The following is a 25,626-nucleotide window of genomic DNA, read 5'->3' as shown; positions in this document are numbered from 1 at the left end:
TTAATTTGATAACTTCTCTATATAAGTGTATAATAGGTTAATCCATTTTGCTAGCCGCCCATTGATTCTCGAGGGATTTGTATCAGCAAGGCTGGACGAACCAAGATCGTCGCTTGTGCGACGGTGGCCGAGGAACTGCAGGCACACTTATGCGAAGGCATGGAGTGTTCTGTATTGGATTTCGGTCTGCACATCAATCCGTCACGACTGCGGTCCGTTTTGCAGGAGACCATCGACGCCGCGGCGGCTTCCTTCGACACGATCCTCCTCGGTTACGGCCTCTGTTCCCAGGCAGTTGTAGGTTTGCATGCCAACGGCTGCACACTGGTCGTGCCCAAAGTCGATGATTGTATTGCGATCTTTCTGGGTTCGGACCAGGCCTATAAAAAGCAGTACCACTCCGAACCAGGCACCTACTATCTCACCAAGGGCTGGATCGAAGTAGGCGACAGTCCATTCAGTGAGTATGACCGCATTGTAGAGCGATACGGAGAAAAAAGGGCTCAACGACTTATGCGCAGGATGTTCAACAACTATACCCGTCTGGCTTTGATCAACACCGGCCAGTACGATCTGGAACGCTACCGTGAATACTGCCGACGTGCGGCGACACGCTTCGACTTACGCTTTGAGGAGATCCCCGGATCTAATGCCTTGACTAAAAAACTACTGCATGGTCCCTGGGATGACGATTTCGTCGTCGCTCCACCGGGCGAAACCATCACATACCTTGACTTTAAAAGAAACGCAAGCGAGAAGCATGAAGATCATCGGTGAAAAGATCAACGGCACACGCCAACGAGTGGCCCAGGCCATAGCCGGGCGTGACGCAGATTACATCCAGAAACTGGCCCAGGATCAGGCGGAGGCCGGCGCAGACTGGTTGGATGTAAACGCCGGCACGAAGCAGAGTAACGAACCGGAAGATCTGATCTGGTTGGTAGAGACCGTGCAATCCGTGGTGGATATACCCCTCTGTCTGGATAGCCCCAATCCGGCTGCCTTGACGGAAGCTATCCAGATCGTCGAACGGACGCCGATGATCAATTCGATCAGCGGCGAGCCCTGGCGTTTGGATGGCATCCTGCCGCTGGTTGCAAAGCACCGCTGTCCGGTGATTGCGCTGGCGATGGACGATGGCGGTATCCCTGAAACCTGTGCTGGCCGGATCGATGCTGTTCACAAGGTGATGCAAGCCTCTCGAAGCTGTGGCGTACCGGACGAGGATGTATACATCGACCCGCTGGTGATGACCCTGGCGACCGATACGGAAAGCGCCAACATAACCCTCGAAACCATGCGGCTCATTCATGCGCAATATCCGGACACTCACATGAGTATGGGATTGAGCAACATCTCGTTTGGCATGCCGGCTCGAGCGAACATCAATCGGGTCTTCCTGATTCTGGCCGTGGCAGCGGGTCTGGACAGCGCTATCGTCGACCCGATGGATCGCGAACTGAAGGCGGCCTTGATCACCACGCAGATGCTCCTCGGTCGGGATCGTTATTGTCTCAACTACACTCGAGCGTATCGGGCAGGCCTGTTCAATCGAAAGGAGTGTTGAGATTCGTTTTCAAAATGCGAAAGTTTGCTGGCGTGACCAACCCCATCAAGTGGGGGTCTGAAAAACCGGATAGCGTATTTGAGAGGAGGGACACTATCGATTGACTTGCCCGGCGGCTCTGGGGCAAGGACCCCAAATCACGTCCTTAATAGGAGGATATTATGTCAAAGAAACTTGTCAATGCCATTGCCGACATGAAAGAGGACGAAGCCCTCAGCCTAGTCAGGGAAATGGTGGAAGACGGTACGGACCCCAAGGCAATCCTGGATGCAGCAAGGGAAGCCATGGACATCGTCGGTGAGCGTTATGAGAAGGGGACATACTTCTTGCCAGAACTAATGCTTGCGGGCGAGATGATGACCGAGATCACGGAAGTGATTAAGCCCGAGTTGGCCAAAATGCCCGCAGGCGAGAAGATTGGCAAGGTACTCATCGGAACCGTTGCAGGTGATATTCACGATATCGGCAAGAACATCGTCACCTTTATGCTCGATGTCAACGGCTTCGATGTCCTGGATTTGGGCGTGGACGTTCCTGCAAAGAAATTCGTCGATGCGATCAAAGAGTTCAAACCACAGGTCGTCGCGCTGAGCGGGTTCCTGACCCTCGCATTTGACGCCATGAAAGACACTGTGGCGGCCATCGAAAGCGCAGGTTTGCGGAACAACGTCCATATCATGGTTGGCGGTGGCCAGGTTAACGAGGAGATCAGCAAGTATGCCGGCGCGGACGCCTACGGCGACAACGCGATGGCCGGTGTGAACCTCGCGAAGAAATGGACCGGCGCCAAGTAGGAACCTCATAAGAGAACCATGGAGGTAGGAAAATGGAAAAACAATTAACCGCAGAAGAAGTCCAGGAAGGATTGTGGCAAGGGAAACTCACGCTGAAGGATCCTGGAGGGAACCCCGTTCCATTCCAATCCGCGGAAGCTGAAAAGGCGTACAAGAATCGAATTTTCCGCTTCAAAGATGCCATACAGATGGAAAAACTGCCGGACAGAGTGCCGGTCACGATCTTTCCCAGCATGTTCCCCTGGACCAACGCGGGTATGACCGTTCAGGAAGCCATGTACGACTACGCCAAATGTGCCGAGGTCTTCCAGAACTTCGTGCTCGAATTTGAACCGGATGTCCATTGGGGCGCATACGCACCCGGCCCAGGGAAGATGTATGAAATCCTGGACTACAAGCTCTACTCCTGGCCGGGGCATGGGGTCGCGCCGGAGCACAGCTACCAGTGCAACGAAGGCGAATACATGATGGCCAATGAATACGATGCCCTGATCAGCGACCCTTCAGGCTTTTTCACCAGTAAATATCTGCCGCGTGTGTTTGGGGCGTTGAGTGGCTTCCCAATGTTGCCGTTTCTGCCCGGCATCCTCGAAATGTACGGCGTCGCGCTGAACTTCATTCCCTTCGGTTTGCCGCCAGTCCAGGCGACCTATCAAGCGCTGTTCGAGGCCGGAGCGGAAGCGTTGAAATGGATCGGGGCCATCGGCGGCGCTGATGGCTTCCTGGCAACGGCCGGTTTCCCGAATATATTGGGGGGCTTCACCAAGGCGCCTTTCGACGTCGTCGGGGACACCCTGCGGGGTACGAAGGGGGTCATGCTCGACATTTACCGCCAACCCGATAAACTCATCGAGGCCATGGAGTCCCTGGTGCCGCTGATGATTGGTATGGGTGTCGGGGCATCTCAGCAAACCGGCAATCCCCTGATCTTCATCCCTCTTCACAAAGGTGCGAACGGTTTCCTCTCCGATGAGCAGTTCAAGAAATTCTACTGGCCGACGCTCAAGGCGGTCATCCTGGGGCTGATCGAGGCCGGTTGTGTCCCGCTTCCCGCTGCCGAAGGCGGATACAGCGAACGCCTGGAGGTTGTGAAGGACTTACCCAGAGGTAAGACCTTGTGGATGATCGATCTGACGGAAATGCAGGCCGTCAAGAAAACCCTGGGCAAGAATGCCTGTCTCCTTGGAAACGTGCCCTCCGCCATGTTGAACCTGGGAACTCCGGAAGAGATAAAAGAATACGTCAAGAAATTGATTGACACGTGTGGAAAGGACGGCGGCCTGATCATCTGTAACGGGGCGTTCTTCGATCATGCGAAAGCGGAGAACGTCAAGGCGATGGTTGAGACCGCCAAGGAGTACGGCGTTTACAAATAAATAGGCCGAAGATTCGGGTCGGTAACGACGAAGGAGGAACTTTCGAACCGGGAGAGACATGACCCGTTACGATAACTACGTTCGTGCCCTTTCACGTCTCATCCAACGACCATCTCCTGTGTTCGCTTGCTGTAGGAATGCATCCCGGCCGAATGACAGGTTCGTCGAAATGGACCATCGTGTCTGTGTTTTTTCCTTCTTGTCGTATGTTTGCTGCCTGCTTCGAAGCATGAAAGCAGATCGATCGAAAGCAGCTTCGATCCGTCAAGCCCGGCACTCGGCCGGGTTACCGACAAGAACGAATCGATAGTCGTGTACGAACTCGAAGCCATGGAGTAGAAAGGAGAAAAGCTGGAAGGGAAGTCGAAAATCATTTCCGAATGGAGCCGGTGGAGGGCATAAACGCAAGCAAGTGGCTCGAAACAGGCTCCAGAACTCGGAATTGATCGGGAAGGAGAATCCTCATGAGTGTCAGTCTTTGTGGGGTATGCCTGTATTCATTCACGCCGGATGGTGTGTAGTTGCCCCATGAAGACCATTCTAACCGAGAGAGGAGCGTGCTCAGTCGTAAGGCATTAACATTTTCCATCACCTACTCATTGCACTCGATCTTACATTTTTGCCGTTCAATCTGGATGCCGCGAACTATTCGTGTGTATGAGATCGTTGCCGATTGAATCAACAGGCAAAGCACCTTGAGGAGAAAGTCGTCTCTGATTGTTCAAAAGGAGGAAATGATGGGTGCAAAGGACGGGATCGTTTCAGATCTACAGAAACCACCGATTGAAACGGTCGATAAAAAGGGCATAACTCGGCGTGGCTTCATCAAGACCGCAGCGGCTGCCGGCGCCGGGTTGGTGGCGGCAAGTTGTGGAAAGATCAGCCCATCGCGATCCAAGGATAAAATCGTCGTTGGAATGGCCCGGCCGCTTTCCGGCCCGCTGGCGATCATTGGGGATTCGGCCTTCAAGCCAGTCTACGAGACCTGGGTCCCGGAGGTCAATGACGCGGGGGGCATCTATGTCGACGAATTGGGCAAGAGCTTGCCCATCGAAATGCTGATCTACGATGACACCAGCGACGTGGGTACGATGACCAGGCTGACCGAGAAACTCATCGTCGAGGACGAAGTGGATTTCCTCTGGCCGGCTTGTGGAACGTCGTTCATCTTCGCCCAGGCCCCGATCGCCAACAAGTACGGCTACATTTTAGTGACAGCCGAAGGCGGGGCCACGAGTGTCAAGGAACTACTCCCCAGCCTGCCGTATCTATTCGTGACGCTCAGCTTTTCGGATTGGTACCAGCTGCCGGTGCTGGCCGATCTGCTGCAGGAGAAGGGCGCCACAACGGCTTACATCGCGTACATCGCCGACCTGCACGGCATCGAGTATTCCGGTGTTGCGGGCATCGAATTTCCGAAGAAAGGGATCGAGATCATCGGCGTCAAGAGCCTCCCACCCGACATCACGGATCTGTCGCCCATAATCAAGGACGCGGATGCGTCCGGCGCCGACGTCTTCTGCTGCTTCGCGTATCCCGATCAGATCATGCCCGCGATGGGAACGTCGATCGAACTTGGGTACAACCCCAAAGGCTGGGTCGGCGGCCCCGGCGTCAATTTCGGGTTCTTCCATACGGCCTTTGGCCCGATGGTGGAAGGGATCATGGGTTTTACGTCCTTCAGCCCGAAGCAGTCGGATGCGGCTCAGGCGCTGGCCGACAAGCTTTACACAGGCCAACCGGAGGACATCCAGGATCCGTGGGGTCACCCGTTGTACTGGGCCGGTCTCGAAGTATGGAAGCAAGCCATCGAGAAAGCCGGCACCCTCGACCAGGCCAAGATACGTGACGTTCTGGCGACCGAAACCTTCGAGACGGTTCTGGGTCCCACCTTCTTCGAGAATGGCCTGCTCTCGAAGGATTGCCACACGGGCGAGATCGGACAATGGAACAACGGAGTCTACGAGGTCATCGGACCGAAAGAATGGGCGACTGCAGAGATGATCTATCCAAAGCCGGAGTGGCCAACCGGCTGACTTGAGCAGCTGCGCAGGCTTGCTTAAAGAGACGCACCTCGGTTCATCATCGAACATACTCGTCAGATTGTTCTTTAAGCAGCCTGCCTCTCTGCCCATCATCGCAAGGGAGCTGGTTACATGATTACAACCATCCTGGATATCGTTATCGCAGGGCTGTTGCTTGGGGGCCTGTATGCGCTCATCGCCATGGGTCTCAGCCTGCAGTATGGCGTAGCGCGAGTCCTCAACATATCCCACGGCGAATTCATCATGCTCGGCGGGCTGACCACGTGGTCGATTACTCAAACGCTTGACATCAATCCTTTTGTGTCCCTCGCTGTTTGCGCCCCCGTCGCTTTCGCCTTGGGTTATGTCATCCATCAAACGTTGTTCAAACGCCTCCATTCCATCTCTGACTCGCCGGCTATTTTTGAAAGCAGTTCCATGCTGGCCTCATTCGGCCTCATGTTCATCATTCAAAATATCGCTTTGCTGACGTGGGGTCCCGAGATTCGGGGTTATTCCTATCTTGCATTTCCCGTCCATATCGCCGGCACGCTGTTCGGCGCCAACCGTCTCGTGACTGCAGGATTTGCGATCGTAATCGGCGTGGTTTTTTACCTCTTCCTGGCACGCACTCGCATGGGCAAAGCGATCCGGGCGGCGGCACAGGATTCAACCACGGCAGGACTCATGGGGGTGAATATCAATCGGGTCCTGGCGTTGTGCTTCGGATTGGGGGCGGCCATGGCAGGCATCGCCGGGATGCTGATCAGTATGTGCTATCCGGTCCATGCGGTGATGGGCATGCCGTATACCATCATTGCCATCATCGTGGTGGCCCTGGGCGGATTGGGAAGCATCCCCGGCAGTTATATCGGAGGTTTTGCGCTCGGGCTTATCGGAAGCATCGTGACGTATTTCGAGCCGGGATTGGCGCTTGTGGCGTACTACCTGATCTTCATCCTGTTATTGCTCTTAAAACCAACCGGAATCATGGGGAAGTAACGAAATGAATTCTTCCAAGCTAAATCTTAACCTGCGTACATCGTGGCCGGCCGGTGCATCGTTCATTCTCCTGGTTTTCTTTGCCACACTTTCGTTATACGCCTCTACCTATACCGTCATTCTCCTCACCAGCATCTTCATGTACATCATCCTGACGGTGAGTTGGGTGATCTTCTCCGGTCCGACCGGCTATATTTCTTTCGCGCCGGCGGCTTTCTTCGGAGTTGGCATCTATACCTCCGCCGTCCTCGGCACGGAATTGCCGCTGCCGTTGGTCATCCTCACTGGCGGAGTGGTCAGTTTCATCCTTGCCCTCTTCGTCGGCGCTTTGACGCTGAGGTTGAAGGGGGTTTATTTCACCATGTTCACCCTGGGGCTTGTGGAACTCAGCAAGCACCTGCTCCTGTGGTACGAGATCAAGTATACGGGCACTCGAGGCCGGTTCGTCATCCTGGTCGATAACAACACGATCTACTACATCATGCTGACGATCCTGGTGTTGCTGCTGCTCACGACGTACCTCATCCGGCGTTCCAGGTTCGGGTTGGCCTTGCGGAGCATCGGAGAATCCGAGGAAGCTTCTGCTCATTTGGGTGTGAATGTGAATCTACTAAAAACCATAACCTTTGCGTTTAGCGCGGTTTTCATGGGTGCGACCGGTGCGATCATGGCGACACGTTGGACGTATGTCGATCCATATATCGCTTTCAAATTACATTATTCCTTCATGCCCGTCTTGATGAGTGTTTTCGGCGGAATGGGCCAACTTTATGGCCCCGTTCTGGGTGCCGGCATTTTCGCCATCCTCGAGGAACTGTTGATCACCAAATTCCCCTATTACTACATGTTCACCATCGGCCTGATCTTGTTGATCGTCATCGTTTACCTGCCCAATGGGTTGGTGGGTCTGATCCAGAAATGGCAGAAAAGAAATCCGGAGGAGCAACATGCCAATCCTTGAAGGTATCGGCGTCACAAAAAATTTCGGCGGATTGGCCGCAGTCTCGGAGGTGGATTTTAAAATCACCAAGGGCAAAGTCGTCGGGTTGATCGGCCCCAACGGGGCGGGCAAGACGACACTGTTCAATCTGGTGTCCGGGGCGGCTGTTCCGAAATCCGGAACCATAAATTTCAAAGCCGAAAACATCACCGGCATGCAGCCGTATCGAATCTGCCGGAAGGGCGTGGCGAGGACGTTTCAGTCGGTGAAGATATTCGGCAACATGCCGGTCGTCGAAAACGTCCTGCTGGGTTCGATCTTCGGTTCAGCCAATGACTCGTCGATGTCGGAAGCTGCCGAAGATGCTTCAGAATTGTGTGAATTCGTAGGGCTGTCAGAAATGCGCAAGGTCCCGGCCCACAGCCTCACCCTGTGTAACAAGAAACGTCTTGAAGTCGCCAGGGCGTTGGCGACCAAGCCGGAACTCCTGCTGCTGGATGAATTAATGGCGGGATTGAATCCCACAGAATTGGCCGGGGCGATGGAGCTGGTCCATAAGATTCGAGATCGGGGAATAACGATTTTCATGATCGAACATGTCATGCATGCGATCATGAGTATCTGCGATCGCATCATCGTTCTTCATCATGGACAAAAAATTGCGGAGGGAACACCCAAACGCATTGCAGCCAACAAAACCGTGATCGAGGCTTACTTAGGAGAATAACCCTGTGCTGGAACTATGTGATGTTTGCACCCCTTGTGAGGCGACCCAAGCGCTTTGGGACGTTTGTCTGGAAGTCCGTGAATCTGAGATCGTGGCTTTGATTGGGTCGAACGGCGCCGGAAAAACCGCACTGCTCGATGCCATTTCGGGTATTGCGCCTCCCGTTTCGGGCACGATTGAATTCCTGGGGAAGCGGATCGATGGCCTGCCCTCTCACGTGATCGTCGACCTGGGAATCTCTCACGTGCCCGAAGGTGGGAGAGTGTTTCCCGACATGACGGTGTACGAGAATCTCGAGATGGGGGCGTATTCCCTCCGCGCCTGGCAAAAAAAGGAAGAGACTCTGAAACAGGTCTACCAGATTTTTCCCATCCTGGAGGAAAGAACCGGGCAATTGGCCAGTACCTTGAGCGGCGGCGAGCGTCAAATGCTGGCGATCGCCCGTGGGTTGATGTCCAGGCCGAAGTTATGCATGCTGGACGAACCCTCCTACGGCCTGGCGCCGCTGATGGTCGAGGAGATCTTTCGCGTCATTCAAGATATGCGGGCACAGGGGATCACCATCCTGCTGGTCGAACAGAACGTGCGGCACAGCCTGGAGACAGCCGACCGGGCGTACGTAATGGAAAATGGCCGCATCTGTATGGAAGGGACGGGTGAAGATCTACTCGAGAGTGACTTCGTGAGACAGGCGTTTCTCGGATTGTAGCGGGCAGCCCGTGTCGCCTTCCAAAGCGCGCGAAATGCGGCGCATGATAACCCGGTGAACGTCACTATGGGTCTTCAAAACCCGGATAAGTGAGCGCTTATCCGGAATGATCGGGCCAGCCACACTTTTTCTAGACTTCGCGGATAGGGATATCTGCGGGGCAGGGAGGAAGACATGGACATCAAAGCTGCGGTCATCTCGGAACCCGGGGGCGCATTCATCATCGAACAACTCGAGCTGAGCGAGCCGAACGACGACGAGGTGCTTGTGCGGATAATCGGAACGGGTATTTGCCACACGGACCTGGCGGGTCGGGACATGCATCTACCGATTCCGGCGCCGCCCAGCGTGTTCGGGCATGAAGGAGCGGGTGTGGTGGAACGCGTGGGCTCGCGGGTAACCAAGGTCAAACCGGGCGATCACGTCGTGCTCGCCTGGGATTACTGCGGGAAGTGCAGTTCCTGCAAGTCCGGCAAGGTGCTCTACTGTCTGAACTTTTTCCAACACAACTTCCACGGCGCCCGTCCTGACGATTCCGATACCTTGCGAAAAGGCGATCAGGTCGTACACGGCTCATTTTTCTGCCAGTCCTCTTTCGCCAATTTCGCCCTGGCCAACGAACGCAACGTAGTCAAGGTGCGGGATGACGTGCCGCTCGAGATCCTGGGTCCGATGGGCTGCGGCATAATGACCGGCGCCGGCGCCGTGATGAACTCGTTGGGGGTCAGACCGGGATCTTCGATTGCCGTTTTCGGTGCCGGCAACGTGGGCATGAGCGCGATCCTCGCTGCAGTCGTATGCGGCTGCACCACCATCATCGCTGTGGACACGAACGCAGATCGCTTGAAGATGGCGCAGGAACTCGGAGCGACCCACACCATCAACGCCGGGGAGATGGACCCGGTGGAAGCCATCCTGGAGATCACCGGTGGCGGCGCCAAGTACAGCCTGGAGTGTGTGGGCAACCCGGCGGTGCTGCGGCAAGCCGTAGACGTGCTGCCGCGCCTCGGCATCTGTGGGCTGACCGGTGTCGTGCCGCCGGGCACGGAAGTCAGCCTGGACATGGACCTGATCATGAACGGCCGCACGGTGAGGGGAATTCTCGGAGGGGATGCGATTCCGGACCTGTTCATCCCGGTCCTCATCGAACTCTACGCGCAAGGAAGATTCCCCTTCGACCGTCTTATTAAATTCTATGAGTTCGAGGACATCAATCAAGCCGTCGAAGATATGGAACAGGGGAAAGTAATGAAACCTGTATTGAAGATGTGAGCGAAGTCTCAATCGGACTCTTATGAAGGTATTGGGTCTGCGCTGCGCATGCGTCCATGAGAGATAGGGAAAGGCGGGAGACATGAAACTCATCCGAGTCAATATGAGTGATAAAACCGTTCACATCGAAGATGTACCGAAGGAGTACGCCGGGTTGGGCGGCAGAGGACTGACTTCGATCATGATCAACGCAGAAGTGCCGCCGAAGTGCGACCCTTTGGGTCCGGAGAATAAACTGATCTTCGCTCCCGGTTATATGAGCGGCACGACGCTGCCGAACACCAGCCGCATCTCCATCGGGGCGAAGAGCCCATTAACTGGCGGGATAAAGGAAAGCAACGCCGGTGGCACCGTAGCCACGGCGCTGGGACACCTGGGAATTACCGCCATTGTGGCTGAAGGCGCAGCGTCGGACTTCAACATTCTTCGCATCGACCAGAATGGTGAGGCGAGCCTGATACCGGCCGATACTTACCGGGGTATGCGTACCTATGCGTTCGTAGAGAAAATGCTGGAGGCATACGGCGAAGACACCTCCGTCCTTTGCATTGGACCGGCCGGGGAGTACGAACTTGCGGCTGCTTCGATTCAATCTTCTGACGTCGATGGCCGGCCTTGCCGCGCCGCTGGACGCGGGGGCATGGGCGCCGTCATGGGCTCCAAGGGTTTGAAAGCGCTGGTGGTCGATCAACGCGGAAAGGCGGCAGATGCCGTAGCCGATCCAAAGGCTTTTAAGGCGGCGGTCAAGGATGTGGTGGCGTTTGTGAAGGCGGATCACATGAGCGGCGAAGTAATGCCGGAACTCGGGACGGCGGCACTCGTCGCCCCGGTCAACGTCATGGGTGCCTTCCCCAGCTATAACGCGCGCGAGGGCACATTTGAAGGCTGGGAAAATATCAGCGGCGAGAGGATGGCAGAGATCATCAAGGAGCGAGGGGGTAAGGCCACACACCAGGGTTGCAGCCAGTGTATGATCCATTGTTCGAATGAATACGTAGACAAGGATGGTAATTTCGTCACCAGCTCCCTGGAATATGAAACCATCTGGGCGACTGGCGGTATGACCGGTATCGCCGATCTGGATGTTATCGCCCGACTCGATCACCTGTGTGACGACATCGGTGTCGACACGATGAGCACCGGCGTGGCCGTGGCGGTCGCGATGGATGCCGGCTACAAGGAGTTCGGCGACGCCGAGGCTGCGATCACAATGGTGGAGGAGATCGCCCAGGGTACGGATTTCGGAAGGATTTTAGGGAACGGTCCAGCAGCTGTCGGCAGACATTTCAATCACTCGCGAGTTCCTGTGGTTAAAGGCCAGAGTATCGCTGCATACGACCCAAGAGCCATGTTGGGTCAAGGAGTCACGTACGCAACGTCCCCCATGGGGGCCGATCATACCGCCGGTAACATCGTCGGTGCGTACCTGACCAAGCAGCTCGATCCCTTGGATCCACAAGGACAGGTCGAAACTTCACGTTTCCTGCAGATCGCCATGGCCGCATTCGATACCATGGGGCAGTGTTTTATGGCCAGCGTGGCCATGTTGGCCCCGGAGGGGAGCGAGGCTTTTCGAAAGGCGATCAGCGCCAAATCGGGCGTTGAAATCGACGCGGGCGAGTTTCCCATGGGAATAGGAAAACGGGTATTGCAGGCGGAGCGTGATTTCAACCGCAAGGCAGGGTTTACGAAACAAGACGACCGCCTGCCCGAGATGTTCTATAAAGAACCGCTGCCGCCGCACGACGTCGTGTTTACCATCCCTGATGATGAAATTGACGAAACATTCGATTTTTAGGTTATTAACTGCGTTGGTTCAGATCGTTGACACTGGCAGCCTTATCCCATCGGAAGACCGCTGCGGAGGATTCCGTTGAAAGCGCTGCTGCACTGTGAGATACGGTATGAAGGTATGCGTGAGGCTGTATGGGACTTTGGGCCGGCATATCGAGGGTTATGAGCATGCGCATGGCCTTCTGGTCGATATTCCCGATGGCGCGACTGTTGGGGATCTGTTCGCCCAACTGAAATTCACGGATCGCCGTGGGATTGTGGCCATCATGGAAGGCCGGGTCCTGGATGCGCAGGAAACATTAGGGGATGGAAAGATGATTAACGTGTTTCAGAGTATAGCCGGAGGCTGAGATTGGTCGCCGGCCGTTTTCAGGAAGGGAGCGAGAACGTGGCAGATATTGATGCGTTGCAGGGAAAAGTGCAGGAACTTGCGGCCAGAGACTGGGACGTTCCCGCGATCGAGGCTAGGGTAAGAAAACTGTCTCAGGAAGGGATTCCCAGAAAAGACCTCAATCCCCAGGAACTGCTGTCCCAAAGAGAACGAATTCTAGAGAGAATCGAGCGAAGGGCGCAGGAATACAACTTCATTGTCCGCAACTGTGCCAAGGGTACTGCGCTCGCCATCCTGGAGGAATTCGGCCTGGGCAGCATGCAGATCATCCAGGCCCTCTCGCCTTTTCCCGGGTTCGGCGGCACGGGCTGGATGTGCGGCGGAGTGACCGGGAGCCTCATCGCTCTCGGGCTGTATTTCGGCAGTGAAGACGTGATGGACTATGATGCTGTGGGCGCGTCGATCATGATGGCGCGCCAGTTCATGGCCCGCTTCGAGGACGAAGTCGGCGCAGTGGTGTGCCCCAAGATCCACGAAGACGTCGTTTTTGGGCGCTACATGGACCCTGCGGCGAGCGAAGAGAACATGCAGGCCTTCGCTGAAGCCCAGGGCTTTGAAAAATGCGGCCTGCTGCCGGGGATCGGCGCCAGGCTGACGGCTGAGATCATCCTCGACAGCATGGCATAGTTGGAACCCGCAGCCGATGTCATCGATTTGACTCGAGCCGGAGATCCTGAACCGCACTCGTTGAGCGGCAAGGCCTGCAGAAAAACGCTCTACTTATAACTCCAGCTATTTCCCCGAAGGCGCGAATCGTTTCGAAAGCATTTCTATTCCGAATCGATTCGGTGAACTTTACTTTCCGGCTTTTTTATGCTATACCCCATTGCCAATCTCTTCAACCGCCGGCATGACATCACGCACGGAACCCGATATGACCAAGAGAACTCGCACCAAACGACAAGAGCAGGCGATCGAAACCCGCAACAGGATCTACAACGCTGCGATCGAGTTGATGGACCGTAAAGGGTTTGAGAACCTGACGATCGTGGACATCAGCGAGAAGGCGGGCGTTTCGGTTGGGGCTTTCTACCACTACTTCGAATCGAAAAACGATATCCTGGCAGAGATTTTTCGCAAAGCCGACGATTACTTCTCCAACGAAGTCGTGCTGGGGAAAAACGGGGAGAGCGTTCCGGAACAGATCCTCGAGTTCTTCGATCACTACGCCAAATTCAACGTGATGAGCGGCGTGGAGATGACCCAGCAGCTCTTCAATCCGAAAGTGAAGTTTTTCATCATGAAGGGGCGTCCGATGCTGATGATGCTGGAAGATCTCATCCGCCGGGGGCAGCAGCGAGGAGAAATCAATACGGATGCCGCCCCGGAAGATGTGGTGCGCTTCTTGTTCATGATGGCGCGTGGGATCGTGTTCGACTGGAGCCTGCACGACGGACGCTACGACTTGGAAACGACCATGCACGAAAACATGGCGATCCTGGTATCCACTCTCATCAGATAGTGAACAACTACATCCAACAATACTTTACGAAATTGACCGGGGACGAATTGAGCCTTGCGATTTGATCCTTTCAAGACCAAAAGCCGGAGTCGTAGCAGGTTCTTCGTCGTCTCGAAAGGATAAGTTTAATTTCGTAAAGCCTCCAAGGTCTCGCTTCGGGAAAGTCTTGCCTTCGCCACACGCTTGAAAGCTCTGGGGATGGTTGCCAGTAGTGACTGGGACTGATCCGCGACATCGGTGTAAAATTCCGAGGCTTGCCTCTCGATAGCCATCGCACCGCTAACGACATCGGTGAAACTGGCTTCTTCATCCAGCAGACTTTCGAAATCGATCTCGGGGAACTCCAGCGTTTCGAAAGAAAACGTGGCTTCCAGCGCGTCGGAAATGGTCTCCTGGTAGGTCCGCACGAGGTGGATCTTGTTCTTCTTGCACTCCTTCGCGAAGCGCAGGAAGGTATCCCGCTGTTCTTCGAATCTCCGGGCGAGCTGCTCGTAAAAGGCCATGGATTGCTCCTCGAGTTTTTCCGAGAAGCTCATGATGGCGGAAGCTGTGATATTTGCGTCGTGCACTTCAAAGATGACGACTTTACTCTCGGTGAAGAAGCGGACGCTCTCCATGCCTTGCCCGTGCAGTGAGCCGAAGAACGAATCCTTCATGCCGCTGAAGGGGAAGAACGCCATTGGCGCTGCGATGCCAACGTTTATGCCGATATTCCCCACATCGGTCAGGTATTGGAATTCCCGCGCCCACTTGCCGTTTCCCGTGAAAATGGAGGCGGCGTTGCCGAACGGGTTGGTGTGGATCATATCGATCGCTTCGCTTAAGCCGCCGGCTTTCATCATCATGGCCACAGGCCCGAAGATTTCCTCCCGGGCGATGACCATGTCCAACGTCACGTCTTCGAACACCGTCGGACCGACGAAACAGGTATCCGGATAGTCCCCGACGATCTCCGGGATGCGTCCATCCAGTGTGAGGGTGGCGCCCTGCTCAATACCCTTCTCGATATACCCCAGGACTCTCTCTTTCTTGCCGGGATTCTGCAAGGGTCCCATTTGGATCGTTTCGTCGAGCCCATAGCCCACGCGGATCTTACCGGCTGCGGTGACAAAGGCGTCCACGACTTCGGAGTAAAAAGCTTTGTGCTGCATTTCGGATAGCCCTTCACCGACGACGATCAGGTTGGCGTTCGCAAGGCAGCGCTGGCCGGTGTTGCCGAAGAAGGAGGTCATGCAGGCCGCTACCGTCCGATCAATATCGGCGTCCGGCATGACCAGGGCGAAGTTCTTCGCGCCTGTCTGGGCGATGACCCGCTTGCCGGTTTCGCCGCAGCGCCGGTAGACCACATCCCTGCCCACGGGTGTCGAACCGACGAAGCATACTCCCTTGATACGCGGGTGGTCCAGCATCGCCGATACCACGTCCTTCTCCCCGTGAACCACGTTCCAGACGCCGGGCGGGATTCCGGCTTCATCCGCCAGTTCGACGATCTTCGCCTGGCTGATGGGCGTATCTGGAGAAGGTTTGAGGACGATACAGTTGCCCGTCGCGACCGCGTAGGGCGCGAACCACAACGGCACCATGAAGGGAAAGTTGAACGGTCCGACGATTCCAAAGACTCCCAGCGGTTGGCGGATGAGATACTCGTCGATGCCGGTTGCGATGTCCTCCAGGTTGGTGCCCATCATCAGCGTGGGAATTCCCGTGGCAACTTCCACGTTCTCGATGCCGCGCCGTGTCTCCCCGCGGGACTCGTCGATGGTTTTACCGTGCTCCATGGTTTGGATGCGGCTCAGTTCTTCGAAGTTTTCCTCGAGCAGTTCCTTCAAGCGGAAGAGACATCTGGCTCTTGCCACCGGCGGCGTGCTGCGCCAGTCGGGGTATGCCTCCAGCGCCGCTTCGACCGCGCGGTCGTGGTCCACCTTGGTCGATACAGGTACCCTGGCGATCACCTTTCCGGTGGCCGGGTTGACGACCTCCTTCGTGGCTCCGCTGGAGGGCACAAATTCGCCTCCGACGAAGTTCATGAGGTCGACTGGTTCTTGGATCGGTTCAGATAAAATGGCCATGGCCCCGTCTCCTTTCCGGTGCAGTCAGGGATGCTTTCGCACGCGGAAAACTTTTTCCCGGATGAAGGATCGAACACCTTCCGCTGCCCAATCCTCCACCTGGATCCGGCAGATTCGATCTGCCGACGCAGATGCTATGCTTGGGCGGGTTCAATCATCAAGTGTTTCGTAATACGCGTCCCCCAGATCGTTCGGGTTGAAGATCTCCCGAATCCGATGTTGGTAGCGGAACGCCGAAGGTTGCGGGTTGGAAAGATGGATCTTGTCGCGCACCTCCTTCGGTGGGGTCTTGCCGTCCGGACCGCGGGCCTGCGCGTTCCATTTTTCCATCCCGACGCCCCAGCCCTTCTCCAGCCCGAATTCCGTACAGGCGTCGAAGAACTCCAGCGTGCCATCGGTGGAGAACTTGTCGTAAGGATCGAAGCAGGTGAAGTTTTCCCACAGGCACGTCCCGCCTCCGCCCTGGCCGCCGATCGGTCCCATCATACAATCACCGCCGCCCGCCACGATGGCACCGCGTTTCTCCCATTCTTTCTTGAACGCGCCGGCTTCTTCGGCGTTGGCGGCTCCGAGGTCCGCCGCACCCAGCAAACCGAAACAGCCGTCGTAGGATCCGCCGAAGACGAGGTTCAGATTCTTGTGGCCCAGGCGGATCAGGTAGAGCAGCATCCAGGGATTGACTTCGGGCGAATTCATCGCCTCGACCTTCCAGCCGCCCGTCCGGGACAGAATCTCGTCCAGCACGCGGTCCTGCCATTCGATGTCGCGTGGTGTCATTCCCGCCAGGACGATTTGAAAGTCGCGGGTGGATTCATCCGTCACCTTTTGAACCTCGGGATCCTGCAGCAATTGTTCCAGATCACCGAGTGTTTTCGTTGGATCGGTGAGGATCTTCACCATGGCGTACTTCAGATCGCGGCCGAACATGTTGAATTGGCGGTGAGCCAGGTAGCCGATGCCGGTGTCCCATATCGTGTAGGCCGCGTCCGCCCAGGCCTTCCACGATGGAAATGCCAGCGTGTAGGCTCGAAAGAGTTCGGGCAGTGAGACCCCGTAGGCAGGCACGGTTCCTTCGACCGGAAGGCTTTCCGGACCGGGCCAGGCGAAGAGCTTGATGGCGCACTTGGTGAAGACGCCCATCGCCCCTTTCGCTCCCAGGAATCCTCTGGCGATGCCCTTCATGCTCGGGCCCGGACCTTCGCCGCAGAACCAGCCGCAGTTGGAACCCAGCGATCCGGTCCGGAAGAGATCGCCGGTGGGCATCACCCACTCCATGGCCAATAAATTGTCGTAGTGCCAGCCGCCGTATAAATTGCTGGGGCCCGATCCGAAATACGACGTTGCGCCGGCCAGGATGGAACAGCTGCATCCGGAGCCGGGCAGGTGAGTGTTCAAACCGAGCTTCATCGCTTCCGCTTGAAGCGTCGCCCCGATCACTCCGGGCTCGATGACGGCAAACATGTTCTTCTCGTCGATCTCCAGGATGCGGTCCATGCGGCGCATGTCCAGCTGCAGGGTGTTTTCGGAGGAGGGGTAGCCCTGGGCGGACCAGAACGTACTGGAGGCTTTGAACTTGATCTTGTGCATGTTGCACAGTTTTACGATCGCCTGCACTTCTTCTGTACTCCCGGGAAGCAGCACCGCCGCCCCGCGTGGCGTAAAGGTGTCGAAATAAGGACCGAGGTGAATCGCGGTGTGCGCCAGCGAATAGCGGTAGGAGTCGAGCACCGCCGGGTCGTCCGATAAGTTTTCGGCGCCGACGATGTCTTCGAGAGCACGGTATAACTCTTTCGATAATGCCATCAGCTTCCTCCACTACATCGCCATTTGCACCAGTTCGACGATGTCGAGTATCTTCATGTCCCCGTCCTGCGTCTCGACAGCATCCTTGAAATTCCGTTCACACCACGGACAGGCGCTGACCAGAGCCTCGGCGCCCGAGGCCCTCGCCTCAGCGATGCGTTCGGATGCCGTCCATTGGGAATACTCCGGGTAGGCTTCGCGCACGCCGCCGCCGGCGCCGCAGCACCAGCTGTACTCACGGATGCGTTCCATCTCCACCAGACGCAAGCTGGGGATGCTTTCCAGGATGCGCCTGGGCGGGTCGTATATGCCCCAGGCTCCGTTGTATCGGGGTTTCCTGGGTTCGTAGACGACGATCTGTTCCTTGATCTTCTTCTCTACGCCGTCCCACGGCACGTACGGCTCTCCTTGACGGCCCAGATGGCAGGGATCGTGATAGGTCACTGTCAGGGGAACTTCCGTACGGAATTTGATTTTGCCTTCCTGGATGAGACGATCGAGGAGTTCCACGGTGTGCAGCACTTCCACTTGCGATCCGAGATGGGGATACAGGCGTTTGAAGGCGTGATAGCCGTCGGCGCAGGAGGTCACTACCGTCTTCACGCCGGCCTTGCTCCAGGCCGCCATGTTCGCCTCGGCGCAGTCTTCAAACGCCTGACGGTATCCCATGGAATACAATCTGCCGCCGCAGCAGATTTCCTGATCTCCGCGGATGCCGAACTCGACGCCGGCGGCCTGTAATATCTGCACGGCCGTCCTGGCTTCTTCCTGCAGTTCCTTGTCGTAGCTCAAACGGCAGCCGGCGTGAAAGAGAATCGGCATGGGCCGCTCGTCGATCCTGGGGACATCGAGGTCGTTCGCCCAATCGCCGCGGTTGTTCGTAGGCTGCTGCTGGGTATTTCTGAACGCTGCAAGGCTCTCCCTGACGGCACGGAGCGCTTCGAGTTCGAAACCTTGTTCCACCAGCGAGAACTTGAGTTCGCGCACCATCTCGAGCGGTTCCAGGTTGTACCGGCAGACCTTGCAGCTGACGTCGCAGGAGCCGCAGGTCAGGCATGTGAAGACGATTTTCTTGACGGTCTCCGAACAGTCGGATTGCCCTCGCAGCAGGGAGCGGGCGACGGCGTACCGGCCGCGGGCGGAGTAACTGTTGAAATTGTGATACGCGATGCTGGGGCAGTTCTTGGCAAATCTCCAGCTTTTCACCTGATCGAAGGGGACCCACTTGCAGTAGGAACAAGCGCTGCAGCGATCCATCTCCGGTGCGAAATCTTCCAATGCCATGTCACTCTCCTCCACGCACGCAGCACTCAGAAGCAAAGTTTGCCGGGGTTCATGACGTTGTTGGGGTCAAAAATCTGTTTGACCTTCTGCGTGACGATAGTCGTCCGGGCATCGCCGTTGTACACCATGCCGGCCCAGATGCCATACGGGCGCGAGAAGTACGCACCCTGCTTGAACATCCTCAGGCTCGCTTCGCGGAACAGAGATTCGCTCCGCGCTCTTTCTTCCGGAATCCCCCGGTCGAAAGGCAGCATGAATTCACAATGGCAGTACACACCTTGATGCAGCGGCTGAATGTAGACCCCAATGTCTGAAGGGGGATAACGGAACTGGATGGCCAGCTCGTCCATCTCCGAATTGAAGGCGGGTGTGCGTTCGAGATGGGTCAGGAAGAAGATTTCCTGTGACCCGCCTTTGTACCTCAATTTCCAATACGGCGCTTCGCAGGGTTTGAGGATGACATCCTGCAGTTCGCTGCCGCTGCATCCCGGCACGTCAGTGAGCATTTGAAGGCCGGCTTGCTCGATTATGGACCGCATGTCAGCTTCGCGCGCCTGGACTCGTTCGTGTGCCAGGATGTGGCCTCCGCTGACGCCGGCGATCATCATCCATGCGGGAAGGGTCTCTTTGAGGGATTGCATCTGGTTTGTTTCCCGGGTGAGCATGAGGGCCAGACAATTGCGGTTGACGATGAACAGTTCATCACCGAAGCGAAAGCGCAGCAGGTGGTACATGGGATCGATCAAATCTTCGAGTTTGGCTGCCGGGATGAGGAACGTTTTGCGGAATTCCGGAAGTACCTCGCATTTTACCGAGGCCATGGTGACGATCCCCATGCTCCCTTGGGCCGCCGATACCATTTTGTAGAAATCCAGCTGGCCCGGCCCCGGCCCGTTGAGCGGCACCAGGCCTTGCTTCCAGCTTTCTTCGTTCTCGAGATGGAAGAAACCGCTTCCGCTCCAGAATTTCTCGCCGTGACCCCATACGATCTCCAGGCTGCGAAGCGGTTCGAGCAGATTCCATTGGAAGCGAGGGGACATGATGGGTTCGCGTTCCAGCAGGCTGGTGATGACCGATTTCGCCTGTTTGGGGAGGAGTGGTGTGATCAAGCGTAGGCCGGCTTCAGCGAGTTCGGGCTGCAGCTCTCCAAATGTCACGCCGGGTTCGATCAGCGCGAGCCTGTTCCTGCGGTCGATTTTCCGTATGCGCTTCATCCCGCTCAGATCGACCAGGACTGAGCCCGGGGCGCTGGGCGCGGACGCGCTGCGCAGATGCGGTTCCCCCGAACTAAGCGGCACCAGCGGAGTGGAGGCGTCATTCGCCCAACGAACGATCTCCTCGACTTCGTCCACGTCCTTCGGCTGTACACGGAAACGTGGATGCAACGCCGGCAGGAGGTCCCGATCCAGCGAGAACGAATCGCCCAGGGTGGGCTCTTCGGTTACGCCCGCTTCACCTACGATGTCCATCAGGCGTACGCGATGTCCATTCATGGGCAGCTCCCTGCGAGAGGTAATTTAGATGAACGTATTCACTGAATACATTCAGTTTATATCGAATTTTGGCATTTGTCAATTTTCTCGCCGGCATTTTCTTTCTATATAAACAATCGAGAAACCCTAAAAGACGCATCGCTGTGGTTTACCGGCCGATCGGATGCTCTCAAAATCAAAGAAACACTGGGAAAAAAGGCTTGCTTGTTCGGAAGCTTGTGTTCTGCTATGTTTAAACGAACTTACCCGGTGAGATCGGGCGTTATGGCAAGCAGCTCATTGAAATCGTCGGGAAGAATGAGGCTTCATCGTTGGGTAGGGAGTTATCTTCGATCGTTCCATCGCGGCGTATCGCACGGGGAATGCTCGAAGCCGGCAAGGAAACCGGAATCTTCGCCCTATCAGACGATGAGAAAGGAGAGAATGACAACCAGATCAGGGGTCATCATAAAAAAAGCCAGCGAGTCTGAGCAAATCATGCAGAGGGAGTCACGCCGGATTCCTGGGCACTGTGTTTTTCTGGACCGATTTCGCCCGCCGGGATGGAGTGAAAGCCACTCTGGCGCCGATCTTTCCAGGCAAACATGTAAAGCTGCAGTCTGTAGAACTGCAGGTGCCCTCTAGGATCATCCAGTCCAGGGATAAGGCGTGCTTGGCCGCAGGGAAATGACAGGTAGGTATTCGGCTGCTGTTCACAGCGCTCAACCTGTCCGTCGAGAATTCGGCGTTTGCATGAGGTTGTTACCAATGGAAGGAATGTACAAAGCACCTTGAAGAGAATTCCGTCTCTTACAATTGTAAAGGAGTGAAGTATGGGTGCAAAAAATGGCAACATTTCAGGCTCAGAGAAATCGGCAAGCGAAACAGTCGACAAACACGCTATATCGCGGCGCGGCTTTATCAAAACCGCTGCGGTTACCGGTGCAGGACTGCTGGCAGCAAGTTGTGGAAAGATCTCCTCGCGATCCAAAGAGAAAATCGTTGTTGGAATGGCTCGGCCGCTCACAGGTCCACTGGCCATGATTGGGGATTCGGCCTTCAAACCAGTGTATGAGACATTTGTCGAGGAGGTCAATGGTGAGGGGGGAGTGTACGTCAAGGAACTTGACAAGCGCTTGCCCATCGAAACCCTGATCTACGATGACGAAAGTAACGTGGCAACGATGGCGAGGCTGACGGAGAAGCTCATTGTCGAGGATGAAGTCGACTTCCTCTGGCCGGCCTGCTCGACATCGTTTATCTTCGCTCAGGCTCCGATCGCCAACAAGCATGGCTATCTGTTGATTACGGCCGAAGGCGGGGCAACGAGCGTCAAGGAAATGCTTCCCAGCTTGCCCTACGTTTTCGTTACACTCAGTTTTTCGGACTGGTACCAGATACCGGTGCTCGCCGATCTTCTGCAGGACAAGGGCGCGACATCGGCCTACATCGCTTACATTGCTGACCTTCATGGCATCGAGTATTCCGGTGTTGCGGGCATCGAATTTCCGAAGAAGGGGATCGAGATCATTGGTGTCAGGAGCGTCCCGGCCGATATGGCGGATCTGTCCCCCGTGATCGAGGACGCAGGCGCCTCTGGCGCCGACGTTTTCTGCTGCTTCGCGTATCCCGATCAGATCATGCCGGCGATGGGCGCATCGATCGAACTCGGATTCAATCCCAAGGCCTGGATTGGTGGCCCCGGCGTCAATTTCGGGTTCTTCCATTCATCCTTCGGCCCGATGGCCGAGGGAGTTCTCGGCTTCACATCCTTCAGCCCGAAGCAGTCGGACGCGGCTCAGGCGCTGGCCGACAAGCTTTACACAGACCAACCGGAGGACATCCAGGATCCGTGGGGTCACCCGTTGTACTGGGCCGGTCTCGAGGTTTGGAAGCAGGCCATCGAGAAAGCTGGGACCCTCGATCAGGCTGCGATCCGGGACGTGGTGGCGAGTGAAACGTTCGAAACGGTTCTGGGCCCTACCTGGTTCGAGAATGGTCTGCTGTCGAAGGATTGCCATACGGGGGAGATCGGACAATGGCAGAACGGTCTGTATGAGGTCGTCGGTCCGAAAGACATGGCGACCGCGGAGATGGTCTATCCAAAGCCGGAGTTCCCGGTTTAAGTAAGAAGGGTTCTGGACCCTTTGACCGACTGGTTCAGTTACGCAGGCCTGCTTAGAGGAACGCAGCTCAGTTCCGCATACGGATGTGGTGAGTTGACCGTCCTTTAAGCAGCCTGTTTTTCATGAAATGATGTGAACGTTTAGCTGAAAATTGGGGCTGCGGGCCTGTAGTTCAACCGTCCAAACCGATGAACATGGATTGCGCGAAGGTGTTCTGAAAATCGGGGTGTGTGGCGAGCTCGACATAGCGGATACGTGCGGCGAGTTCGCGCGCCTCATCCCGTTTGGCCCGGGAGATGAGAGCGAGTTTGGCGCCCATGCCGGCGGCGTTGCCCACCTGGTGGTAACGATCCAGGGGAAGATCGGGCAGCATGCCGACCGTAATCGCGCTGGTGATGTCGATGTACGTTCCGAACGCCCCGGCGACGATCACCGTATCGATTTCATCCTTTCGAACGCCGGCGGTCTTAAGCAGCAGTTTGATTCCGGCCGACATGGCCCCCTTGGCGAGTTGGAGTTCCCGCACGTCTTTTTGCGTGAAGCTGATTGCGTGATCGGAATCAGTATCGTCTCTTCCCTGGGAGACTTCTCGTTCGTCAACGAGCACGAACTCGCGCTCGGCGCCAATCGTGCGCACGCGGGGATGGTCGTGCATGCGGCCTTGTTCGTCGAGCACACCCGAGAGATAGAGCTGCGCCATGGTGTCGAGGATGCCGGAGCCGCACAAGCCAACAGGCGGCGCGCCGCCGATGGTCTGATACTCGATGGTGTCGTCGACAAGCCTCAAGTGTTCGATGGCGCCGTTCGCGGCGCGCATGCCGTGTTTGATGTGGGCGCCTTCGAATGCCGGGCCGGATGCGCAGGATGCGCTGATTAACCCCCCATCATGCCGCAGACAAATTTCCGTGTTCGTCCCGATGTCGATTGCCAGGGTCGTTCCGGGCCGGTGTTCGATCTTCACTGCCAGGAGCATGGCGACGTGGTCCGCGCCGACGAAGCCGGCGATGTTGGCCGGCAAGTGGACGCAGCTGCCGGGCATGAACTCGAGGCCCAGGTCGCGAGCCTTCACGTCCAACGCCGAGGACACGGCGGGGATGTACGGGGCTCGAGCGAGTTGTTTCAGGGGCAGGTTCAGAAAGACGTGATGCATCGCCGTGTTGCCGACAATCACCGTGTCGGAGATATGGAACGGCTCGGCGTCGATCTGAGTGCACATTTCGCCAACCGCTTTGTTGATCCCCGTCACCACCAAGTCCCGCAGGGTTGTGGGGTGAGACGGATTTCTCTCGATGTAGGAGATGCGAGCGATGATGTCTTCCCCGTAGGCGATCTGGGGGTTCATCAGGCCCTGGGCCGCGAGGGTTTGTCCCGTGTTGAGGTCGAGTAAGTAAAGGGCAATCTTTGTCGTACCCAGGTCGACGGCCAAACCCAAGGACGGCAGATCCGGGGCAAGGAATCCGATGATTTCGCGCCCTCGAACGACGGCCTGTATGCGCCAGGTCCCGCTGCCGGGATCGAGGTGTTCCCGCAAATCGGGAGAAATTCGCCGCAAGACATCGATGTCGATCGAGGTGGCCTGCAAGCCGTGTTGCCGCTCGAGTGCGTCGATGAGTCTCCCGGCGTCCGCTTCGAGATCTTCAAGGGTCGGCTGGGGAAGAGAGACCGGATAGGCCCGGACGATGGGGTCCGGTTCAATGGGCAGTTCCTCGCCCTCGACCTGCGTGCGCTGCGGGGAAGACAGGGATTCTGGCGGAACACTCACCTTGCAGTCGCTTGTTACAGTGGTGCAGCACGCCATACGGTAGCCTTGAGCTATGTCCTCAGGGGTGAGGAACTCCATCTCGCTTGCGGTGGGTTGGGACACTTCGCCACTCAGGATTTGAATGCGGCAGCGTCCACAGGTGCCTGTGCCGCCGCACAGGCTTTCCAGCTCGACCCCCAAGGCGCGGGCAATCTCGAGCAAATTCTCGCCTTCAGGTACTTCCCCTCTACGCCCTAACGGTTCGAAATGGACAAAGTGACTCATACCTTCAACATTATAGGTTGTTTGCGGCCGACGAAAAAGGGACGAATATCCATCAGGGGCCAGCCTCTCAGTTGTTATGTTTTCCCGAGTGAGGGAGATGGCCGGAGAGAAAAGTGTGTACTTCGGGATTACACAGCCTGGCGATTCAAATCTCAAGAATTTCGATATACGGCAATTGCCGCTCTTCCTCGAATCTGGTGCGTTCGAGCAAAAAATATCAGTATGTATTGAATCCAGTCTTTCCTTCTATGCATGCGATAATCCAATCTGCCGACTCGCATCTGGATTTGCATGACAGACCCACCGGATCCACTTACTCGGATCGTAAATATCCCGTTTTTAGTTGGCGTTGGTCAGTTTAAGCGCGGCGAAGGGTTCGCAGGATGATGACCAGGATGACACCGCCGGCGACGGCCACACCGATGTTCCCTAACCAGTTTGTGCTGGAAAGACCGATGAGGCCGAAGATCCAGCCTCCAAGAATACCACCCAGTACACCAATTACGAGATCGCCCAGGAGACCGTATCCTTTCCCTTTCATGATCAAACCGGTGAGCCAACCCGCGATAATCCCGCTGACGATCCAGATTAAGATATTCATCTACTCATCCTCTCTGATGTGGATATAAATTCCACTCGGTTCGTGTGGTTCCTTCCATCATGTGCTGCCTGGTGATCATGATCCTACGATTACCAAAGACGAAGATACTGCCCCGTATTCGTCATCCGCAATTTGCGTTTTTTCACGGATCTTGGCGTCTGAAGAGTCAACCTATGCAGCAACGATC

At 56.2% G+C, this 25,626-nt stretch carries 21 protein-coding genes; 15 read left to right on the top strand and 6 right to left on the bottom strand.

All coding sequences use genetic code 11. From position 1 onward, the window contains the following. Positions 1–123 precede the first annotated feature (123 nt). The 14 genes from P8Z34_04155 to P8Z34_04090 all read left to right on the top strand — a co-directional run bounded on the left by P8Z34_04155 (position 124) and on the right by P8Z34_04090 (position 14,058). Positions 124–777 carry a DUF1638 domain-containing protein gene (locus P8Z34_04155; protein ID MEJ2549858.1) on the top strand — a complete coding sequence of 218 codons (654 nt, stop codon included), beginning with the start codon at positions 124–126 and terminating at the stop codon, positions 775–777. Continuing rightward, positions 761–1,567 carry a dihydropteroate synthase gene (locus P8Z34_04150; protein MEJ2549857.1) on the top strand — a complete coding sequence of 269 codons (807 nt, stop codon included), beginning with the start codon at positions 761–763 and terminating at the stop codon, positions 1,565–1,567. The genes P8Z34_04155 and P8Z34_04150 overlap by 17 nt, the downstream gene beginning before the upstream one ends. A 161-nt stretch (positions 1,568–1,728) precedes the next feature. Further along, positions 1,729–2,361 carry a cobalamin-dependent protein gene (locus tag P8Z34_04145; GenBank protein ID MEJ2549856.1) on the top strand — a complete coding sequence of 211 codons (633 nt, stop codon included), beginning with the start codon at positions 1,729–1,731 and terminating at the stop codon, positions 2,359–2,361. Between the two features lie 32 nt (positions 2,362–2,393). Continuing rightward, complete coding sequence (locus tag P8Z34_04140; GenBank protein MEJ2549855.1) at positions 2,394–3,737, top strand: uroporphyrinogen decarboxylase family protein; 1,344 nt, start codon at positions 2,394–2,396, stop codon at positions 3,735–3,737. A 737-nt stretch (positions 3,738–4,474) separates the two neighbouring features. Continuing rightward, entirely contained in the window at positions 4,475–5,773 is a 1,299-nt protein-coding gene (locus P8Z34_04135; GenBank protein ID MEJ2549854.1) for an amino acid ABC transporter substrate-binding protein, read from the top strand. Between the two features lie 120 nt (positions 5,774–5,893). After that, complete coding sequence (locus P8Z34_04130; GenBank protein ID MEJ2549853.1) at positions 5,894–6,763, top strand: branched-chain amino acid ABC transporter permease; 870 nt, start codon at positions 5,894–5,896, stop codon at positions 6,761–6,763. Between the two features lie 4 nt (positions 6,764–6,767). Then, a complete protein-coding gene (locus P8Z34_04125) occupies positions 6,768–7,724 on the top strand; it encodes a branched-chain amino acid ABC transporter permease (protein MEJ2549852.1) in 957 nt (318 codons plus the stop codon). Then, positions 7,711–8,430, top strand: coding sequence for an ABC transporter ATP-binding protein (locus P8Z34_04120; protein ID MEJ2549851.1), 720 nt, complete (start codon positions 7,711–7,713; stop codon positions 8,428–8,430). The genes P8Z34_04125 and P8Z34_04120 overlap by 14 nt, the downstream gene beginning before the upstream one ends. A 4-nt stretch (positions 8,431–8,434) precedes the next feature. After that, entirely contained in the window at positions 8,435–9,139 is a 705-nt protein-coding gene (locus P8Z34_04115) for an ABC transporter ATP-binding protein (GenBank protein MEJ2549850.1), read from the top strand. A 174-nt stretch (positions 9,140–9,313) separates the two neighbouring features. After that, positions 9,314–10,411 carry an NAD(P)-dependent alcohol dehydrogenase gene (locus P8Z34_04110; protein ID MEJ2549849.1) on the top strand — a complete coding sequence of 366 codons (1,098 nt, stop codon included), beginning with the start codon at positions 9,314–9,316 and terminating at the stop codon, positions 10,409–10,411. A gap of 82 nt (positions 10,412–10,493) precedes the next feature. Further along, complete coding sequence (locus tag P8Z34_04105; GenBank protein ID MEJ2549848.1) at positions 10,494–12,209, top strand: aldehyde ferredoxin oxidoreductase C-terminal domain-containing protein; 1,716 nt, start codon at positions 10,494–10,496, stop codon at positions 12,207–12,209. A 106-nt stretch (positions 12,210–12,315) separates the two neighbouring features. Beyond that, complete coding sequence (locus P8Z34_04100) at positions 12,316–12,555, top strand: MoaD/ThiS family protein (GenBank protein MEJ2549847.1); 240 nt, start codon at positions 12,316–12,318, stop codon at positions 12,553–12,555. A 38-nt stretch (positions 12,556–12,593) separates the two neighbouring features. Further along, positions 12,594–13,223, top strand: coding sequence for a C-GCAxxG-C-C family protein (locus P8Z34_04095; protein MEJ2549846.1), 630 nt, complete (start codon positions 12,594–12,596; stop codon positions 13,221–13,223). A gap of 247 nt (positions 13,224–13,470) precedes the next feature. Continuing rightward, positions 13,471–14,058 (top strand): TetR/AcrR family transcriptional regulator, encoded by a 588-nt coding sequence (locus tag P8Z34_04090; GenBank protein ID MEJ2549845.1) that lies wholly within the window; start codon positions 13,471–13,473, stop codon positions 14,056–14,058. Positions 14,059–14,183: 125 nt separating this feature from the next. Here P8Z34_04090 and mmsA read toward each other — a convergent pair whose 3' ends face one another. From mmsA to P8Z34_04070, 4 genes are all read right to left on the bottom strand, one after another. After that, positions 14,184–16,127 carry a CoA-acylating methylmalonate-semialdehyde dehydrogenase gene (mmsA, locus tag P8Z34_04085; GenBank protein ID MEJ2549844.1) on the bottom strand — a complete coding sequence of 648 codons (1,944 nt, stop codon included), beginning with the start codon at positions 16,125–16,127 and terminating at the stop codon, positions 14,184–14,186. Positions 16,128–16,277: 150 nt separating this feature from the next. Next, on the bottom strand, positions 16,278–17,930 hold the full coding sequence (locus P8Z34_04080) for an FAD-binding oxidoreductase (GenBank protein MEJ2549843.1): 1,653 nt from the start codon (positions 17,928–17,930) through the stop codon (positions 16,278–16,280). A gap of 12 nt (positions 17,931–17,942) precedes the next feature. Beyond that, positions 17,943–19,214, bottom strand: a complete 1,272-nt coding sequence (locus P8Z34_04075; GenBank protein ID MEJ2549842.1) for a (Fe-S)-binding protein — start codon at positions 19,212–19,214, stop codon at positions 17,943–17,945. Positions 19,215–19,240: 26 nt separating this feature from the next. Beyond that, complete coding sequence (locus tag P8Z34_04070) at positions 19,241–20,707, bottom strand: FAD-binding oxidoreductase (protein MEJ2549841.1); 1,467 nt, start codon at positions 20,705–20,707, stop codon at positions 19,241–19,243. Positions 20,708–21,519: 812 nt separating this feature from the next. Between P8Z34_04070 and P8Z34_04065 the strand changes: the two genes are divergently transcribed. Then, complete coding sequence (locus P8Z34_04065; protein MEJ2549840.1) at positions 21,520–22,812, top strand: ABC transporter substrate-binding protein; 1,293 nt, start codon at positions 21,520–21,522, stop codon at positions 22,810–22,812. A 172-nt stretch (positions 22,813–22,984) separates the two neighbouring features. On the opposite strand, the gene P8Z34_04060 is transcribed toward P8Z34_04065, so the two are convergent. Both P8Z34_04060 and P8Z34_04055 read right to left on the bottom strand, forming a co-directional pair. Continuing rightward, positions 22,985–24,838 carry an ASKHA domain-containing protein gene (locus tag P8Z34_04060; protein MEJ2549839.1) on the bottom strand — a complete coding sequence of 618 codons (1,854 nt, stop codon included), beginning with the start codon at positions 24,836–24,838 and terminating at the stop codon, positions 22,985–22,987. Between the two features lie 358 nt (positions 24,839–25,196). Beyond that, the gene (locus P8Z34_04055; GenBank protein MEJ2549838.1) at positions 25,197–25,439 is read right to left on the bottom strand and encodes a GlsB/YeaQ/YmgE family stress response membrane protein; all 243 of its coding nucleotides are present in this window, start codon (positions 25,437–25,439) and stop codon (positions 25,197–25,199) included. Positions 25,440–25,626 lie beyond the last annotated feature (187 nt).

The sequence above is a fragment of the Anaerolineales bacterium genome (assembly GCA_037382465.1).
In the GTDB taxonomy this organism is placed as follows: Bacteria; Chloroflexota; Anaerolineae; order Anaerolineales; family E44-bin32; genus WVZH01.
This window is presented reverse-complemented; position numbering and strand designations above follow the sequence as displayed.